The following is a 16,828-nucleotide window of genomic DNA, read 5'->3' as shown; positions in this document are numbered from 1 at the left end:
ATTTTTGACACCTCATTTTTAACAGGAAAAGATTTACAGGAATTACCTGTATTTTATGTAACGATTTCATTTTCAGAAAGTCTTTAAAGTAAACATCAAAATCCCCCGAAGAAATTTGATTACTAACTTTAAAGATATGTGCTATGAAACGTTTTAAATTATTACTGCTGACTTTAATAATTAGTGTAAGCACTGTTATTTATGCTGAAGGATCTAAAAAGATCTACGACCTCAACAGCCTTTCTGCCGAAATTGAGCATATACTTCGGGATGCCAATCAAAATCTTGAAGAAGGACATTCTATTACTGTCTTCTTTTCTGTTTCTGAAGACAAAAGCATTCAATATGTTAGTGTTGCAGTCGAAAAGCCTGAAATTTGCAATTTACTTCGGAAAAAACTGCAATTTAAGAAGCTTGACGGTATAAAATGGCGCGAAGGCATGATCTACGAGCTTTCTATTTCCGGAAGATCACCTGTTGCCTGCCTCAACTATTAATGCGGCAGCTTCTTCCGAAGTAATCCGTAAAGAAAAGCGCCCCCCAAGGCGCCAAGAAGCACCACAATGACTGAGACATAACCTGCACCTATAAGCGTGTAGATGGGCCCGGGACAGGCACCGGCCAAAGCCCAGCCAAGTCCAAAAATAATACCTCCAAAAAAGTACTTTTTGAAGCCTCTTTCTTTAGAGGCTATTTTTATGGGATCTCCAAAAAACGATCTTAGGTTGTTCCTTTTGATAATTTGTACTCCAATAATTCCTAAAATTAATGCCGAACCAATGATGCCGTACATGTGAAATGAATCAAACCTGAACATTTCATAGATACGAAACCAGGAAGCAGCTTCAGATTTGTACATCACAATCCCAAAAAAGATCCCTATCAATATATATCCTACTGTTCTTCTCATCTTAGAAAATTATTGGGAATAATAAATGAACCATTACAAGGCCACCAATAAAAAAACCAATTACGGCAATCAATGAAGGCAGCTGCAGGTTGCTTAAACCAGAAATAGCATGACCCGAAGTGCAACCGGCGGCATAACGGGCTCCAAAACCTATCAATACTCCACCCACTAACAGGATCATAATTGACTGAAAATTACCCAGAGCTTCAAGGCTAAAAAGCCTCTCCGGGAGATAAGCTTCCCCGGAACTCATAAAACCTAGTTCTTGCAGATTTAATACGGTTTCTTCAGAAATATTCACCGCATTGCCGTTTGACAGCAAATGCGCCCCTATAAACCCTCCAATTGCTGCTCCCACGATTACCAGCAGGTTCCAGCGGCTGGCTTTCCAGTCTACATTGAAATAATCTGACTTCTTACCTGCCCCGCAAATGGTACACATGGTTTCAAGATTGGAAGACATTCCAAATTTCTTACCCATAAAAATAAGCAGGAACATTACTAACGCTATTAAAGGCCCCGCTACATACCACGGCCAGGGTTCAAGGATCATTTCCATATAAAAAATTTTAGGCAAAGATAAGGCTTCCCATACTCACCCCTTTGAGCAAATCATTAGAAAACCTGATACCGGGATTACTTCAGGAAATCTTTTACATTTTGCAGCACTTTTTCTGAAAGCCTTCTTTGGGTTTCGGCAGCCCATCCCGCACTTTTATCTGTCGTTATTACCCGCGGCAGCCCTTCAGTTTCTTCTGAAAGTTCCTTCTTCCCATCCCCGTCAAAAATGGCAAAATTCCGTTCCCTTTTTATCCAGTCCTGAAATGCTGATTCTTCAAAAGGGAGACCAAGAGAAGTGTTGATGAGGATCTTTCGGGTGCCAAAAATGTCAAATTCGGCGCTGCTTAGAAGTACCGTATTTCGCGGAAGGTGAAAGGAAATAACATCTACCGTTTGTAACAACTCCTGCAAGGGCAGGTAACTTATTCCATTTTCGAGATCTTTTTTGCGGGTACGGCTGTAATAATAAAGTTTTGGCTCAAAGGGTTTGAGACATTTGGCCAACAGTTGCCCCGTCACACCAAATCCAATAATCCCGATTTTTTTACCGGTCAATTCCACAGGCATTTCCTGCCATTGATGTTTACCAAGGCCGTGAAATAACCTTATCAGTTCCGAAACTATGAATTCGGCCACACCGGGATCTCCGTAATCTTTTATCCCGGTAACGGTTACCCCTTTACTGTGGGCAAAATTCACTGCGACATTAGCCGATTCGTCATCGTACAAACTACAGGCCATGCCGATATATTTCAGGTTTGGCGATTGCCTGATAACTGCCTCCGGAATTTCAGTTTTCCAGGAAACAACAACAGCATCGGCATCTCCAATCCGCTGCAGAAGTTCTTCATTAGAATCGGGAACATTATTGTATACTCCAATCTTCTCTTCACTCAATTCCTGAAGCTCTTCCATGGCCCAGGGTTCAAGTTTAGTATAATCGACACAAACGATCTTTTCAAATTTCATATTGAATATTGACTATTGTATATTGAAAAACTAGAGCGGGATATTGCCATGTTTACGGTCTATGCGCAGCACTTCCTTATTTTCGAGCATACTAAAAGCCTTCAGTAATTTTCTACGCGTGTCTTTTGGCTTGATAACTTCATCAATAAATCCGCGTTGAGCCGCTTTAAAAGGATTTGCAAATTTCTCTGCATATTCCTTTTCTTTTTCTGAAAGTTTTAGTTCGGGGTCTTCCGCAGCTTTAATCTCTTTTCTAAAGATGATCTCACTGGCACCTTTTGCGCCCATCACGGCAATTTCGGCGGTAGGCCAGGCAAAATTAAGATCGGCCCCAATATGCTTGGAGTTCATCACATCATAAGCGCCACCGTAGGCTTTTCGGGTAATTACAGTTACTCTTGGAACAGTAGCCTCACTTAAAGCGTAAAGCAGTTTTGCGCCGTGAAGAATGATCCCGTTCCACTCCTGGTCTGTTCCCGGCAGAAAGCCCGGCACATCAACAAGAACGAGTAAAGGAATATTAAAGCAGTCGCAGAAACGTGTAAACCTCGCCGCTTTCCTGGAAGACTCCACATCCAGGACACCAGCAAGGCTCATTGGCTGATTGGCAACAATCCCAATGCTCCTGCCTCCCAGTCTTGCAAAGCCCACAATGATATTGTCGGCATAATCTTTATGGATCTCAAAAAAGGTATTTTCATCTATTATTCCCTGAATCACCTCATGCATATCATAAGGCTTATTCGAGCTATCGGGCACTATAGATTCGAGCTCTTCACGCACCTCATCACCAAATTCATAAGGCAGTTTTTCAGGGCAATCCTTATTATTTTGAGGCATATAACTCAGCAGCTTTTTTATGTCTTCCAAACAGCTAATATCATTTGCCGCAGTACGGTGTGTCACCCCGCTTTTAGTAGAATGCGTACTCGCGCCTCCCAATTCTTCGGAAGTCACTTCTTCATTGGTTACCGTCTTCACCACATTGGGCCCGGTAACGAACATATAACTGGTATCCTGAACCATCAGCGTAAAATCGGTCATGGCAGGGGAATAAACTGCACCGCCAGCACAGGGACCCATAATTGCCGAAATTTGCGGAATAACTCCTGAAGCCTGTACGTTTCTGTAAAAGATATCTGCATAACCTCCCAAAGATTTCACACCTTCCTGAATCCTCGCCCCACCGGAATCGTTAAGGCCAATAACAGGAGCCCCCACTTTCATCGCGTGGTCCATAACTTTACAGATCTTTTCGGCGTGGGTTTCAGACAGGGACCCTCCAAACACGGTAAAATCCTGTGCAAAAACATAGACAAGCCTGCCGTTTATAGTTCCGTAACCGGTCACCACCCCGTCGCCGTAATACTGCTGCTCCTCCATCCCAAAATCGGTAGTACGATGTGTTACCAGGATACCAATTTCTTCAAAGGAACCTTCATCAAGTAAATAATCTACACGCTCACGGGCTGTAAGTTTTTTTTGTTCATGTTGTTTTGCTATTCTTTTCTCGCCACCGCCCTTAAGAGCTTCGGCCATTTTCTCTTCCAGCTTTTTTGTATTGTCGCTCATAAAATTCTGCTTCTGGTTTTACTTGTTGGGTAATCTCAATTTCTCCCTGTCCTGTAAATACTGTTTTAATGCAACTAATGCAGCCAATTCGGCTTCGTTACGGGTCTGGGATTCCAGCTTTTCTGCGGAATAATATTTCTTTACAAAATGAGTATCAAAATTTCCACTTCGGAAGGCTTCGTGCTCAAACACAAATTTTCCGAAGGGAAGCGTAGTACTCACTCCTCTTACTTCATAGTTGTTTATCGCCTGAAGCATTCGCTCAATAGCTTCCTCACGGGTCTTTCCGTAGGTAATAAGTTTTGCCAGCATAGGATCGTAATAAATAGGCACTTCCATACCTTCTTCAAAACCATCATCAAGCCTCACTCCCTCTCCAGACGGGGTCTTGTATTTCTCGAGCACCCCCACACTGGGCATGAAATCTTCGAGCGGATCTTCAGCATAGACCCGCAGCTCTAAAGCATGACCCGAAATTTTTAGATCCTGTTGGGAAAAAGCCAAAGCTTCTCCCCGGGCAATCTTAATTTGCTGCTCAACCAGATCTATCCCGGTGATCAATTCGGTTACAGGATGTTCTACCTGCAGGCGGGTATTCATTTCCAGGAAATAAAAATTTCTGTTCTCATCCATGAGGAATTCTACTGTCCCCGCACCTACATAATCACAGGCTTTAGCCACTTTGACTGCAGCTTCTCCCATTTTTTGACGCAAATCTTCATCAAGGATAACTGAAGGAGCTTCCTCTACCACTTTTTGATGGCGTCTTTGAATACTGCATTCGCGTTCAAACAGGTGCAGAAAATTTCCATGAGTATCGGAGAGGATCTGTATCTCGATGTGCCGCGGACTACCCACATATTTCTCAATAAAAACAGAACCATCTCCAAAAGCCGATTCTGCCTCACTTATTGCCCGCTTCATCTGGTCTTCAAGATCTTTCTCTTCCTCCACCACGCGCATACCTTTTCCGCCACCTCCGGCCGAAGCTTTGATCAAGATTGGAAATCCAATTTCAGCGGCAATTTTTTTGGCTTTTTCGGGGTCTGTGATGGCTTTATCGATACCCGGAACCATGGGAATACCGTAATCTTTTACGGCATCTTTTGCAGCCAGTTTGCTGCCCATAACCCTGATTGCTTTAGAACCCGGGCCAATCCATGTAAGGTCATTTTGCTCCACTTTTTCGGCAAAACCGGCATTCTCACTTAAAAAGCCGTAGCCGGGATGGATCCCGTCAACCCCAAGATCTTTTGCGACTTCAATAATTTTATCCCCACGCAGGTAAGATTCATTTGAAGAAGCTTCCCCTATACATACTGCCTCATCTGCAAATTTTACGTGAGGTGCGTTACGGTCAACCGTAGAGAATACTGCGACAGTTTTTATTCCCATTTTTCGGGCCGTCTTCATAATTCTAAGGGCAATTTCGCCCCTATTGGCTATAAGTATCTTTTTCATTCTGATTTTTTAATTTGGAAATTGGTGCTTGAAAACCGGAACTTATGTTTTACTCCATTTCAATAAGCAACTGGTTTTTATCTACCGTTTGCCCTTTTTCGACCGTAACTGTTTTTACCACTCCGTCGCGTGGCGCAGTCAGGGTATTTTCCATTTTCATAGCTTCAAGAACTAAAAGGTAATCTCCTTCCTTTACCTCATCCCCTGCCTTTACCTGTACATCCAGGATCATTCCGGGCATAGGTGCTTTAATATCATTGATTACCTGTGCGGCGGCCAGGCTCAATCCCATATCTTCAATGAGCAGATCGAGTTCATTGAAAATTTTCACCTCGTAGGGTGAAGAATTGACTTTGACAGTGTAAGAACGATCTAAAAAATCGGATTTTTGAAGACCGGTTGTGAATGATCGATGGTTGTGGAGCACGTGGCCAGGCCCGTCATTATTCTCCTGTAGATCAAGAGCTTCTATTTGTTCCCGGGTAAACTCGAATTCCATGCTCCCGTTTACCTTTACTTTATATTTTTCTTCCATTTATGCGTTTTTTATGCGCTTTTTGGTAAATATAAAAAATAATAATCCGGGAATTTTAGGAAATTTTGAATTATAGGCAAAAAAAAAAGCCACACAAAGGTGACTTTTTCCACTCAATATTTCAAGCCTCATTACCTGAAAAGTTCCTGAATATCCTGTGGCACTGGCATGGGCTGTAAAGGGGGGACATTAGCTCCTCCCGTATTTCCCAAAGGAATTTTACCCACAAAAGATTTTACACCTCCAATAAGCAGCCGGGGCAATTGTCCCAGTACTTCTTTAGCATCTTTTATACCTATACCAAACTTTAGCATAAGCCAATGTGCATAAGAATGTTCCCAGGGATAAGCCTGCCCAATGATATGCGCCCGCTCAAGATGGTGCCATGCATGGATAAAATCCCCCTGCCGCAAAGCCTGTTTATACTGAACAAGTTCGCGCAGGTAGAAATATTTAATCCGCTTCGGAATTTTAGTATAAAACTTCATCTTTGAAGATTAACTGAATTTCTTAATGTCTTCACTTAGGTCAAAAACCCTGGTCTTCGGAAAATGGTTCTCAATAATACTGCTCCCTGCCGAAGATCTATACCCACCGGCACAGTGCACTACTATAGGCTTATCTGCAGGAATTTCATTAGAACGCTCCCTTAGTTCATTAAGAGGAATGCTAATAGCACTTTTAAAGATCTTTCCCTGGGCTACCTCACTATCATTCCGGATATCTACAATGTTGTATTTTTCCTGATTATTTTTGAAATCTTCCAAATCGAAACTATCTGAACTTTCCAATAAATTACGTGAAAGGCTTACCACGCCTCTCACCTGCTTTTCATAGCCTATTTTAGCAGTTCGCTCCAGGATTTCGCCTACCTGTTCAACGCTGTCTACCACAAGGTAAAAAGGTTCTTCCGGTTTAACGATAGCCCCCAGCCAGGTTTCAAACTTGTCATTTTCACTACGGGCCATAATATTAATGCTGTTCGGTAAATGCCCTTTTTTAAAGGTGTCGGCATCGCGTACATCAACAACAGTGATCCCTTCTTCCACTTTATCTACCAAAAGCTGAAGCTTAACAGCGGCCTTTGTCTGCTGTACATTTTCGGCTCCGGTTTTGTTTACATCTACATTAAATCCGAAGTAATGCGGAATAAATGGCTGATCCTGCAAAATGGTTTCCACGAACTTTTCTTCTGTTTGCTCCTGAAATGCCCAGTTGTACTTACGTTCGTTTTCAAGGGTACTGCTGGAATCTGTGCTCATATTCTTTCCGCAGAGCGATCCTGCGCCATGAGCGGGATAAACCAATGCCTCGCCCGGCAGATCATTGTATTTGTTTTGAATAGTGTGGTACATGGCCTTTGCAAGCTCTACCCTTTTCGCAGTCATGTTTCCCACTTTTTCCCTAAGATCGGGCCTGCCAACATCACCTATAAACAAGGTATCACCAGTAAATAAAGCAGTTTTCTCATTAGCTTCAGCAACAATAGTGATACTATCGGGGGAATGTCCCGGGGTATTTATTGCTTTAAAAGTTACCTGCCCCATTTGAAGCGACTCTCCTTCATCAAAAGCTTTATGTTCATAATCGGCACCAAGAAGTTTACTTACATAAATAGTAGCACCTGTTTGTTCGTGGATCTGGCAATGACTACTAACAAAATCGGCATGGGGGTGGGTTTCAAAAACTGCCACAATTTGTGCATTTTCCTCTTCAGCATATCGATAATACTGTAAAGGATTTCTACTGGGATCAACCAACGCCATCTTCCCATCACTTACTATGGCATAGGAGTAGTGTGCAAGGGGACTATCTTTAAATTGTTTGATTTTCATGATGTATATTTTAAATTCTTCAGCTACGGGTATACCCCATAAAAAGCCAGGACAAAAATACCCTTTTTTGGCAGGATGATACGTAACAAGGGTTACAGAAGATATTTTTCGAAATTTACAGCTGTTATTCTATTCAAATTCAGCACAGTTGCCTGAGGGAACATAAACCCCTGCAGCCTGTTGATAAACCAAAGTAGCACCAAGGTGTCCGGTATAAGTAAGGGTACCGGTGCCGGTAGCCAGCAAGAGGATCAGGATTATTCTGAATAATATATTATTAAAAATAGGATATTTAAGCTGCCTTAAAAGATCTACTCCCAGGCCAGCAGTAAAAAGCCAGGCAGTAGTCCAGGCCATATTTTCATGATCTTTTAAAACAGTAGGATCACAAATTTTTCTTGAAACTATACCATCTGCAAGGTCTCCGGTAAAAATAGCGATCCACACTGTAATAACCCCGGCAATAAGTAAAACAGTTCCTCCCCGCTCCCATAGGTCGCGGGAGTATCTTAACGCTATTACCTTAAACAAGAAAGCCACCACCAGCAAGGCGATGGGGAAATGGACAGACAGAGGATGAAAAACCTCTGTCCGCCAAAAATCGGGTATTTCTTCCATATTTATTCGAGGACCCTAACCGCCAATGGATTAAGTCTTTTCCCTTCTTTTTCTACCTCAACTTCCACTTTCATGCCCTCTTTCAAAGTAGAGAATTCAACGCTGTTCCCATCACGGGTAAGGCTTGTACTATCGCTAAAATAGAGTTCGAGGATTTGGTTCTCATCAGTTTCAACATAGATCTCTGTCTTTGAGGGTTCTACTTCCTGAATTGTTCCCTGGTAAGTTCCCGATTCCACTACATCTGTGCTTTCACCACAGGCAAAAAACAAGAAAATTGCAGAAAATAACAGAGAATTGACAAATTTGGTTTTCATAAGTTTTAATTTAGTTTACGGTTGTTTCGAACCTCTAATTTACCTAAAATGCTGTTCTTCCCAAAACCCTATGAAACTTATGTAACAAATGTGACACATATTTTTCAGATCAATTATTACTTTTGCTCCTCATGGGTTTTAAAAACTACATAGCGGCATTTTTGGTCCTTCTTTTCTTTGGAAAGATGGTCTCAATAGATGCAAAACTCTTAGGGATCATTTTAAATGCTTCTGAAGTTACCCTGGTAAATAAAATGTGTCCTAAACAGCAACTGGACAAGGATTCTCCAGATGAATTTGCACAGGCAGATTTAGAATCTCATTTTGAATTTGACTACCTATGCCAGGTGGCTTTTGACTTTAAGCCGGACGAGGAGGTCAATATTGTTACCCACGACAACTTCAAAAAACACAGTTACCGGGCGCCGGGGATTTTTTCTATTTCCCGGAACAAATTCTATCCGCCCCCCAGGGTTTAATTTCAATTCCTGAAAATTATTCCGGCTGAAAATCTGGCTCTCTGCAGATTATCACAGCCATTATACATTCATTTTATTAATTACTACAATGACCACTACAACCTTAGTGAGCCGTCGTTCGGTACAAATTTTCCGAATGATGTTAAGCGGGATATTTCTTGTAGCGAGTTCAAGCCATTTATTCAAAGTGGAAAAAACGCTGCAACGAATAGAGCAGGCCAGTTTTAAAGGTATAGCCTATTTTTTTGGAGAACCGCGTGTAATGGTGATCGCCTCCGGAATTGTGATGCTCCTGGCAGGAATAAGTTTATTAATTGGGTTCAGGACCCGATGGGCAGCAGTAGTTTTACTTGCCGTTCTTATTCCGATTACTCTGACCATTCAGGTAGGACAGATCACGACCCTTGGCCCTTTATTTAAAAACATCGCTATTATGGGCGGGCTTGTTTTCTTCATATTAAACGATTTCGATAAACCTCAAAATACAAATCATGAAAAAGATATTTTATAGCAGCATATTAATCATGTTCGCATTATTTACAGTTAATACTCAGGCGCAAACACAGCCTTCAGAAAACACGAATTACGTAGTTCTTACCAGAAAAGTCCCCCAGTTAAAACCTATTCTTTTGGCGGCACAGGAACTTGCTAAACAAGACGGACATCATTTTGGAGATTTCCAGGTAGTAGTTTGTGGTAAGGCTGTTCAAAACCTCACCAATGAAGAAATGATGAAGGATTTCATCTCGCAGGCCGGGCAGGCAAATGTTACCATAAATGCATGTGGTTTCTCCCTGAAAAAGTTTGGAGTGGATCGCGAAAAACTGCACCAGAGCTTAAATGTGGTAGAAAACGGTATTCTCTACAACTTTGAATTACAAAAGAAGGGTTATTTAAGTATTGAATTATAATATCAACAAAAAACGAATTTATCATGAATAAGAAACTGAAAAAGAATTTAATAGAATACGGAATTATAGGAGCAGTCCTGATTGGCCTTTTTGTCACCGGCCTGCACACAGAGGTGTTTGGATTTCTGCAACGTGGAATTTTAGCCACCGGAATTATGGACCCAAAAATTGAAGAAAAAGCTGATATAGCTGCGGTAACTCCGGCCAAAGGTGCAGTCCTGGACCTTAACCTGGTCAATTCCAAAGGTGAAAAAGTTAATATGGAGCAGTTTCGCGGAAAAGTTATTTTTCTAAACTTCTGGGCCACCTGGTGTCCTCCCTGTATCGCTGAGATGCCAGGAATTAATAAGCTTTACCAGGATGTGAAAGACGACAATGTCGAATTTATAATGCTCTCTGTAGATCAAAACTTTGAGAAAGCTAAAAAGTTTAAGGATAGAAAAGGTTACGGTTTTGAGATCTATAAAGCTGCAGGACCAATACCCCAAATGTATTCTACCCGCAGTATTCCCACTACCTATGTGATAGATGCCGATGGTAATCTTGCACTTACCCATCTTGGAATGGGGGATTTTGACACAAAAGATTTCAAACAGTTTCTAACCGAGCTTCAATAGAGAAATGGCTACCCTAACCCGGTAGCCTTTCCTTTAATCAAAAAGAATTCATGAAAACAAAATTTTTGAGCCTCCTGCTGGCATTATTCTCATTTCTTCCTCACGTAGCACAGGTGCAGGAAGCACCGGAATGGCAGGTAAAGGCAGATAATAATGATGCTGTACCGGGAGATGAGGTTATCATAACATTTACTGCCGATATACCTCAGGACTGGTACATGTACTCTAGTGATTTTGATCCCAACCTGGGGCCAATGCTTACAGAATTCAATTTTGATCCTTCCGAAAAATTTGAACTTTTGGGAGAGATCATACCGGTAGAGCCCAAAGAAAAATATGAAGAAATCTGGGAAGGAGATGTTACCTACTTTATCGAAAAAGCGATTTTTGAGCATAAGATCAAACTCATTGGGGAAAAACCGGTGATCTCGGGAAGTGTTACCTACCAGATCTGTTCAGATGTGACCGGACAATGTATTCCCTACGAATCGGAGTTCTCTATTGACCTTTCAGGGGAAAAAGCAGGTGCAGCAGCAAATACTGTAAATCCTTCTAACACTTCAAGTCAACCACCTCTTACAGAATTGGAGCCGTTTACCAACACCTTCGAGCCTGTGGAAGAAGAAAAAGGATGGATGGGATTAATGACCTTCTTCCTCATCTCATTTGGTGCAGGACTGGCAGCCTTGCTTACTCCCTGTGTTTTTCCCATGATCCCCATGACCGTTACATTCTTTACAAAATCCAGCGGTAGCCGCTCAAGGGGAATTTTGAATGCGGTTATCTATGGTGTTTCAATCATAGCTATATATACCCTCGTAGGAACGGTTTTCGCTTTAATATTTGGAGCTGGTTTTGCTAATTTTTTAAGCACACACTGGCTTCCCAATCTTTTGTTCTTTGCGATTTTTGTATTATTCGCTCTCTCCTTCTTTGGATTGTTTGAAATAAGATTGCCGAATAAACTGGTGAATAATATTGACACGCAGGCCAATAAAGGTGGTTTATCAGGTATATTTTTTATGGCTTTTACACTTGTACTTGTTGGCTTTAGCTGTACAGGTCCCATCGCAGGAACTATTTTACTGGAAGCCGCCAGTGGACAGGCAATTAAACCTTTAATAGGAATGTTAGGTTTTTCTACTGCCTTTGCAATTCCATTCACGCTCTTTGCGATCTTCCCGGGATGGCTTAGTTCCCTGCCTAAAAGTGGCGGCTGGCTCAATACTGTAAAGGTTGTTCTAGGGTTTCTGGAACTCGCGCTCGCGCTTAAATTTCTTAGTATGGTAGACCAGGTTTATCACTGGAACCTCCTTGACCGGGAAATTTATTTGGCCCTGTGGATCGTAATTTTCACTCTGCTCGGATTTTATCTTTTAGGAAAGATCATTTTTCCACATGAACAGAAATCTGAAAGCACTTCTATATCACGATTGCTCAGCGCAATCTTGGTGTTTAGTTTTGTGGTCTATCTTATCCCCGGACTCTTTGGTGCACCTTTAAAAGCACTCGCAGGTTACCTACCGCCAATGAGTACCCATGATTTTCAACTCCTGAATACAGATGTATCTTCGGAACAGGACGCACTTGCCGCAGAATGTGAACAGCCGAAGTACGACGATTTCCTCGAACTGCCCCATGGCATCAAAGGATATTTTGATTACGAACAGGCGCTTGCCTGCTCAAAAAAGCAAAATAAACCCATTTTTATAGACTTTACCGGCCACGGCTGTGTGAATTGTCGGGAAATGGAAGCCGCTGTATGGAGTGATCCTGCAGTCTTGAAAAGGTTAAAAGAAGATTACATAGTGGTCGCCATGTATGTGGATGAAAAAACAGAACTCCCCAGGGAAGAATGGTACACTTCTGTTTACGATAATAAAATAAAAAAGACCATTGGCAAACAGAACATGGATTTCATGATCCAGAAGCTTAATGCCAACGCGCAGCCTTACTACACCCTGGTTGGAGACAATGAAGAGTTACTTTCTCCTCCAAGAGCATATGATCTTGACGTACAGGAATTCGTAGAGTTTCTGGATGCCGGAAAAGCCAAATATGAAGAAAGCTTAGACAATTCGGAACCTCCATTTTTAGGGCAGGCAGGAAATTAAGATCACTTTTTAAAAATTAAATACCCGCAGTTGAGTCGATTTTACTGCGGGTTATAATTACTTCTTCTGGGCTACAAAGCGTATCACTGCTCCCAGGCCGTCATGCCCATTCCCTTCTTTTAAATCTACTTCGGTTTCATACAATTCCAGGAATTTGAGACTTCCAAAATCCTGTTTTATCTCCTCCATAGAAAATAATAAAGCTTCATCTTTTGGACCTCCAACTGCCGGATTTTTCTCCTGATAGATCTTATGCTTTTTGCTGAAGCCTTCAAAGAATATCAACCCGTCCCTTCGCAAATAAGAGATCAATAACTCGTGATAATTTTTTCTAACTTCTACAGGAAAATGAGCATAAACCAAACTTACGGCATCAAAATCCCCTTTTTCAAACCCCAGGTCTGGCAGTTCCCCCACCCGGTAATCCAACCCGACCTCATGTTTCTTAGCAAGTTTTTCAGCTTTCTTTTTGGCTTCTGCACTTATATCAAAAGCAGTTACTTTCCAGTCACATTTAGCTGCGAAAACGGCATTTCTGCCTTCTCCTTCAGCAGCAAATAATATTTCCCCGGGATCGAACTGAGTAAACCGCGAGTGAAAATATTCATTAGGCACCTCTCCATATATGTATTCTTCACTATTGTACCTATCGTTCCAAAATTCTTTCATCTCTTTTCTAATTTATTTTTTCTTCTGAAAACTGCAAAAAGTAAAATTTTGTGTTCCGCCTGAAGGTGTTTGATGATCTACATTCTTTCCGTTCAACATGCTGAATTCCTTCTCAAAGAATTGGCATATGTCATTCACAGAATATCTCTGTACTGCAAGTCCGCTGCACTTTTCGGGTCCTTTATCCGAAAAAGTTCCCATAATAACATAACCACCGGGTTTTACTGCCTTTTGTACCCTTTCCAAATAATCCTTTTTTTGATCATCACCGGTAAGAAAATGAAACGCAGCCCTATCGTGCCACAGGTCGTAATTCCTTTCCGGTTCAAACTTGGAAGCATCGACAATGATCCATTTTACTTCATCGGCTTTTTCGCACATCCGCTCTTTTGCCCGCTCTATAGCTTTTGAAGAGATATCTACTACTGTCACATCTGTATATCCTAAAGAAACCAGAAATTCGGCAAGGAAGCTATCTCCTCCCCCAATATCTATTATTGCTGCGTCTTTAGAAATTCCGCAGCTTCTTATAAGCTCAAGGGATATTTGTGGCATAGGCTCATACCAACTCACCTCGGTTGGTGCTTTTTCTGAATATACCTTATCCCAATGTTGCTGACTCTCGTTCATATTTTTCATCTTTATTATCAAATAGCCACCAGGCTTCCTGTTGGTAAACTGAAGTAAAATCTACAGGTTCTCCATTTCGTGGAGAAATGAAGTTGAGGTTTGCCTTTTTTGCCGCTGTTACAAACCTTTGTATCGGCTCATTCCATGGATGGTAAGAAAGCACAAATTTTCCCCAATGCACGGGAACCACTGTTTTTGCCTGCAGGTCTAGTGCTGCCTGTACGGTTTGCTCCGGGAACATATGTATTTGGGGCCAGTATTCGCCGTACTGTCCACATTCCAGCAACGCAAGATCAAAGGGGCCATGTTTTTCTCCTATTTTCTTAAAACTCCTGTCATATCCCGAATCTCCGCCAATAAAAATTTTTAAACCGAAGATCTCAAGCACAAAAGAAGACCACAAGGTTTGGGCCCGCTTAATACCGCGGCCTGAAAAATGCCTGGATGGGGTGGCACTAACCCGAACATCAGTCTGTATCTCCCTTGACTCCCACCAATCAAGCTCATCAATTTTGCCATTTTTGACACCCCAGTTTTCCAGGTGTTCTCCTACGCCCAAAGAGGTTACAATCCTCCCGATCTTTGGCTCCAATTTTTTTATACTAGGGTAATCTAAATGATCGTAATGATCATGAGTAATAATAAGCAGGTCTATTTTCGGCATATCTTCAGCATTAAAAGCATCTGCGCCCTCAAAAGCTTTTCCGAAGAAGCGAAAAGGGGAAGCATTGCCGCTAAAAACCGGATCTACCAGCACAGTATAGCCATTAATTTGAAGCAAGTAAGAAGAATGCCCAAACCACACGAGCTGTGGCTTTTCGGGATCGAGATTTTTAAGGTCGGTTTTTAAATGTGGCAACTCTCCTGCAGGTTTTACAGAAGAAGGTCGCAAAATCATCTTTTTGAGGATGGTGAACATTGAAGCATCATCCGGATTTACCGAAGTTACCTCAACATTCTTAAAACTGCCTTCCCGGTAGTGCCGGGAGTTTTTTATCCGCTGCAGGCGATGCCCCGTCGGAGTTTTTCCAAATCTCTTCATCATAGCTAATCAAATTCTTCCTTTAAATTTAGGAAAAAATCTCCCGGTATTCCTCCTGTACATGGCATATTCAGGAAAGACCTTTAAAAGCAGCTTTTCTTCATACCTGCTTTTTAAATAGAAGAAAATATACAACAGTAAACTGATTACCAACTTATAACCCGAGCCAAACCACACCGAAAGCCCTAAAGCCATAAAAATCACACCTGAATAAATGGGATGTCGCGCAAAGGCAAAGGCGCTACCTGTAACGAGTTTTGCAGATTTACGGGGGCTGGGAAAAGGAGATAGACTGGTTTTCATCTGAAAAAAAGCAACCAACACCAGTACAAAACCCACCACAGCACCAGCTAAGCCCAGGCCTTGAAGGTTTTCTGACAATTCAAAATTCCATGCTTCTACAGGTATGATCCATACGAGCAACAGCAAAATTTGAAGTGCGACAAGAATTTTATCTTTTTGTGGGACAGCCATACTTCTGAATAATATTTTAATTCGGTTTGCTCATCTTCCGGAAGGTAACAAGAGAAAAATTAAATTCCAGTATCTATTGTCCAACTTCATCTTCTCCTGTTCTAAAAATCTTGATCATCCCGAAAGATTTCATTAAATGGAAAAGTCCGGGGAGAATTACCCCTCCTCCAATCAACAACATCACACCGAGATTTTGGATCACGCTGTGAGGAGGCAGCCCCTCCAGTAAACTTAATTCCTTCCCCGCAGTAATAATGATATAGGGAAAATGGGCATAAAGGGCAGCGAATAACACGAAAACCACCTGTAAGCCTGCAAGATACCTGCTGGCGATCCTGTTCTGCCTTTTGATGGCTCTCCATAGCGGTATCAATAAGAGGGCCGACATACCAACGGCACCCAAAGAAACAGGATTATGAATGAAATCCTGAATAAACAGCACCTCCTGCACATAGCCGTAAATGATCAAAATAAAGCCCAGTAAAACCAGGGCAATAGTAAAATAAGCCGATTTGCGGCTGAAGATTTTTCTCACCTCTCCCTCAGTTTCTCCAATCAACAATGTGGAGGCAAGAAAAGCACAGAGGGCAGCATAAAAGAGCCCAACAAGCAAGGTGAATACATTGAACCAGGGTAGCATGTAAAGATCATAAAAGCTGTAACTGGAGAAATCTTCAGCAAGAATGATCTTTCCGCCTATTAAAGCTCCAAAAGACATTCCCAGAAAAACCGGTGTAATAAGGCTGGAAATTCTAAACATCCAGTTGTACCACACCTGAGATTCGTCTACAATGGCATCGTAATGACGGAATATAAACGCCACCCCTCTCATGGTAATACCCAGCAGCACCAGCACAAAAGGCACGTGCAAATAGATCACGATCACATTAAAGTAAGCAGGAAATGCAACCCATAAGATCACTAACAGGATAATGAGCCAGATGTGATTGGCTTCCCAAACGGGCCCCATGACCCTGTAAATGGTATCACGGGTGGTTCTTTTATTTCGTGGGGAAGAAAATAATTCTACTATCCCTGCGCCAAAATCTGCACCCCCAAGCAACACGTAAAGCAACAGGGAAAACAACAGGAAGAAAAGGACAACATACAGCAT

General features: G+C 41.9%; 21 protein-coding genes. 6 read left to right on the top strand and 15 right to left on the bottom strand.

The window, feature by feature from the left end:
• The first annotated feature begins 143 nt into the window (after positions 1-143).
• A complete protein-coding gene (locus VS868_RS13775) occupies positions 144-497 on the top strand; it encodes a hypothetical protein (protein ID WP_266070579.1) in 354 nt (117 codons plus the stop codon).
• On the opposite strand, the gene VS868_RS13770 is transcribed toward VS868_RS13775, so the two are convergent.
• The 10 genes from VS868_RS13770 to VS868_RS13725 form a co-directional block, all read right to left on the bottom strand.
• Positions 494-910 carry a DUF6691 family protein gene (locus tag VS868_RS13770; protein ID WP_345598349.1) on the bottom strand — a complete coding sequence of 139 codons (417 nt, stop codon included), beginning with the start codon at positions 908-910 and terminating at the stop codon, positions 494-496. The genes VS868_RS13775 and VS868_RS13770 overlap by 4 nt on opposite strands.
• A gap of 1 nt (position 911) precedes the next feature.
• Entirely contained in the window at positions 912-1,469 is a 558-nt protein-coding gene (locus tag VS868_RS13765) for a YeeE/YedE thiosulfate transporter family protein (protein WP_266070576.1), read from the bottom strand.
• Positions 1,470-1,546: 77 nt separating this feature from the next.
• Entirely contained in the window at positions 1,547-2,440 is an 894-nt protein-coding gene (locus tag VS868_RS13760; RefSeq protein ID WP_345598348.1) for an NAD(P)-dependent oxidoreductase, read from the bottom strand.
• A gap of 30 nt (positions 2,441-2,470) precedes the next feature.
• On the bottom strand, positions 2,471-4,012 hold the full coding sequence (locus VS868_RS13755; RefSeq protein WP_266070574.1) for an acyl-CoA carboxylase subunit beta: 1,542 nt from the start codon (positions 4,010-4,012) through the stop codon (positions 2,471-2,473).
• A gap of 18 nt (positions 4,013-4,030) precedes the next feature.
• On the bottom strand, positions 4,031-5,473 hold the full coding sequence (gene accC, locus VS868_RS13750) for an acetyl-CoA carboxylase biotin carboxylase subunit (RefSeq protein WP_266070573.1): 1,443 nt from the start codon (positions 5,471-5,473) through the stop codon (positions 4,031-4,033).
• Positions 5,474-5,522: 49 nt separating this feature from the next.
• Positions 5,523-6,008, bottom strand: coding sequence for an acetyl-CoA carboxylase biotin carboxyl carrier protein subunit (locus tag VS868_RS13745; protein ID WP_266070572.1), 486 nt, complete (start codon positions 6,006-6,008; stop codon positions 5,523-5,525).
• Positions 6,009-6,139: 131 nt separating this feature from the next.
• On the bottom strand, positions 6,140-6,496 hold the full coding sequence (locus VS868_RS13740; protein WP_266070571.1) for a DUF3703 domain-containing protein: 357 nt from the start codon (positions 6,494-6,496) through the stop codon (positions 6,140-6,142).
• Between the two features lie 9 nt (positions 6,497-6,505).
• Positions 6,506-7,843 (bottom strand): rhodanese-like domain-containing protein, encoded by a 1,338-nt coding sequence (locus VS868_RS13735; RefSeq protein ID WP_266070569.1) that lies wholly within the window; start codon positions 7,841-7,843, stop codon positions 6,506-6,508.
• 129 nt (positions 7,844-7,972) lie between these two features.
• Entirely contained in the window at positions 7,973-8,461 is a 489-nt protein-coding gene (locus tag VS868_RS13730) for a DUF2231 domain-containing protein (RefSeq protein ID WP_266070567.1), read from the bottom strand.
• Between the two features lie 2 nt (positions 8,462-8,463).
• Complete coding sequence (locus VS868_RS13725) at positions 8,464-8,778, bottom strand: hypothetical protein (RefSeq protein WP_266070564.1); 315 nt, start codon at positions 8,776-8,778, stop codon at positions 8,464-8,466.
• Between the two features lie 131 nt (positions 8,779-8,909).
• Between VS868_RS13725 and VS868_RS13720 the strand changes: the two genes are divergently transcribed.
• From VS868_RS13720 to VS868_RS13700, 5 genes are all read left to right on the top strand, one after another.
• Complete coding sequence (locus tag VS868_RS13720) at positions 8,910-9,257, top strand: hypothetical protein (RefSeq protein ID WP_266070562.1); 348 nt, start codon at positions 8,910-8,912, stop codon at positions 9,255-9,257.
• A gap of 88 nt (positions 9,258-9,345) precedes the next feature.
• Positions 9,346-9,768, top strand: a complete 423-nt coding sequence (locus VS868_RS13715) for a DoxX family protein (protein ID WP_266070560.1) — start codon at positions 9,346-9,348, stop codon at positions 9,766-9,768.
• Positions 9,749-10,168: a sulfur reduction protein DsrE gene (locus VS868_RS13710; protein ID WP_266070558.1), complete on the top strand. Its 420-nt coding sequence runs from the start codon at positions 9,749-9,751 to the stop codon at positions 10,166-10,168. The genes VS868_RS13715 and VS868_RS13710 overlap by 20 nt, the downstream gene beginning before the upstream one ends.
• A gap of 23 nt (positions 10,169-10,191) precedes the next feature.
• Positions 10,192-10,785, top strand: coding sequence for a TlpA disulfide reductase family protein (locus tag VS868_RS13705; protein ID WP_266070556.1), 594 nt, complete (start codon positions 10,192-10,194; stop codon positions 10,783-10,785).
• A gap of 50 nt (positions 10,786-10,835) precedes the next feature.
• The gene (locus tag VS868_RS13700) at positions 10,836-12,899 is read left to right on the top strand and encodes a cytochrome c biogenesis protein CcdA (RefSeq protein ID WP_266070555.1); all 2,064 of its coding nucleotides are present in this window, start codon (positions 10,836-10,838) and stop codon (positions 12,897-12,899) included.
• Between the two features lie 57 nt (positions 12,900-12,956).
• Here VS868_RS13700 and VS868_RS13695 read toward each other — a convergent pair whose 3' ends face one another.
• The 5 genes from VS868_RS13695 to VS868_RS13675 all read right to left on the bottom strand — a co-directional run bounded on the left by VS868_RS13695 (position 12,957) and on the right by VS868_RS13675 (position 16,828).
• Positions 12,957-13,568, bottom strand: a complete 612-nt coding sequence (locus VS868_RS13695; protein WP_266070553.1) for a class I SAM-dependent methyltransferase — start codon at positions 13,566-13,568, stop codon at positions 12,957-12,959.
• A gap of 12 nt (positions 13,569-13,580) precedes the next feature.
• Entirely contained in the window at positions 13,581-14,198 is a 618-nt protein-coding gene (locus tag VS868_RS13690) for a class I SAM-dependent methyltransferase (protein WP_266070551.1), read from the bottom strand.
• Positions 14,170-15,243 (bottom strand): MBL fold metallo-hydrolase, encoded by a 1,074-nt coding sequence (locus VS868_RS13685; protein WP_345598347.1) that lies wholly within the window; start codon positions 15,241-15,243, stop codon positions 14,170-14,172. The genes VS868_RS13690 and VS868_RS13685 overlap by 29 nt, the downstream gene beginning before the upstream one ends.
• A 6-nt stretch (positions 15,244-15,249) precedes the next feature.
• Entirely contained in the window at positions 15,250-15,714 is a 465-nt protein-coding gene (locus VS868_RS13680) for an isoprenylcysteine carboxylmethyltransferase family protein (RefSeq protein ID WP_266070547.1), read from the bottom strand.
• 73 nt (positions 15,715-15,787) lie between these two features.
• Positions 15,788-16,828 carry a cytochrome d ubiquinol oxidase subunit II gene (locus VS868_RS13675; RefSeq protein WP_266070545.1) on the bottom strand — a complete coding sequence of 347 codons (1,041 nt, stop codon included), beginning with the start codon at positions 16,826-16,828 and terminating at the stop codon, positions 15,788-15,790.

It is taken from the genome of Salinimicrobium sp. 3283s, assembly GCF_039602225.1.
In the GTDB taxonomy this organism is placed as follows: domain Bacteria; phylum Bacteroidota; class Bacteroidia; order Flavobacteriales; family Flavobacteriaceae; genus Salinimicrobium; species Salinimicrobium profundisediminis.
Note: the sequence above shows the minus strand (reverse complement) of the source record. Positions and strands in the feature narration are given on the sequence as shown.

Coding starts and splice junctions, on each gene's coding strand:
- VS868_RS13760 (WP_345598348.1), bottom strand. CDS start 2,440: ATGAAATTTGAAAAGATCGTTTGTGTCGATTATACTAAACTTGAACCC.
- VS868_RS13700 (WP_266070555.1), top strand. CDS start 10,836: ATGAAAACAAAATTTTTGAGCCTCCTGCTGGCATTATTCTCATTTCTT.
- VS868_RS13765 (WP_266070576.1), bottom strand. CDS start 1,469: ATGGAAATGATCCTTGAACCCTGGCCGTGGTATGTAGCGGGGCCTTTA.
- VS868_RS13745 (WP_266070572.1), bottom strand. CDS start 6,008: ATGGAAGAAAAATATAAAGTAAAGGTAAACGGGAGCATGGAATTCGAG.
- VS868_RS13705 (WP_266070556.1), top strand. CDS start 10,192: ATGAATAAGAAACTGAAAAAGAATTTAATAGAATACGGAATTATAGGA.
- VS868_RS13755 (WP_266070574.1), bottom strand. CDS start 4,012: ATGAGCGACAATACAAAAAAGCTGGAAGAGAAAATGGCCGAAGCTCTT.
- VS868_RS13725 (WP_266070564.1), bottom strand. CDS start 8,778: ATGAAAACCAAATTTGTCAATTCTCTGTTATTTTCTGCAATTTTCTTG.
- VS868_RS13695 (WP_266070553.1), bottom strand. CDS start 13,568: ATGAAAGAATTTTGGAACGATAGGTACAATAGTGAAGAATACATATAT.
- VS868_RS13715 (WP_266070560.1), top strand. CDS start 9,346: ATGACCACTACAACCTTAGTGAGCCGTCGTTCGGTACAAATTTTCCGA.
- VS868_RS13690 (WP_266070551.1), bottom strand. CDS start 14,198: ATGAACGAGAGTCAGCAACATTGGGATAAGGTATATTCAGAAAAAGCA.
- VS868_RS13740 (WP_266070571.1), bottom strand. CDS start 6,496: ATGAAGTTTTATACTAAAATTCCGAAGCGGATTAAATATTTCTACCTG.
- VS868_RS13775 (WP_266070579.1), top strand. CDS start 144: ATGAAACGTTTTAAATTATTACTGCTGACTTTAATAATTAGTGTAAGC.
- VS868_RS13720 (WP_266070562.1), top strand. CDS start 8,910: ATGGGTTTTAAAAACTACATAGCGGCATTTTTGGTCCTTCTTTTCTTT.
- VS868_RS13770 (WP_345598349.1), bottom strand. CDS start 910: ATGAGAAGAACAGTAGGATATATATTGATAGGGATCTTTTTTGGGATT.
- VS868_RS13685 (WP_345598347.1), bottom strand. CDS start 15,243: ATGATGAAGAGATTTGGAAAAACTCCGACGGGGCATCGCCTGCAGCGG.
- accC (WP_266070573.1), bottom strand. CDS start 5,473: ATGAAAAAGATACTTATAGCCAATAGGGGCGAAATTGCCCTTAGAATT.
- VS868_RS13730 (WP_266070567.1), bottom strand. CDS start 8,461: ATGGAAGAAATACCCGATTTTTGGCGGACAGAGGTTTTTCATCCTCTG.
- VS868_RS13680 (WP_266070547.1), bottom strand. CDS start 15,714: ATGGCTGTCCCACAAAAAGATAAAATTCTTGTCGCACTTCAAATTTTG.
- VS868_RS13675 (WP_266070545.1), bottom strand. CDS start 16,828: ATGCTGTATGTTGTCCTTTTCTTCCTGTTGTTTTCCCTGTTGCTTTAC.
- VS868_RS13710 (WP_266070558.1), top strand. CDS start 9,749: ATGAAAAAGATATTTTATAGCAGCATATTAATCATGTTCGCATTATTT.
- VS868_RS13735 (WP_266070569.1), bottom strand. CDS start 7,843: ATGAAAATCAAACAATTTAAAGATAGTCCCCTTGCACACTACTCCTAT.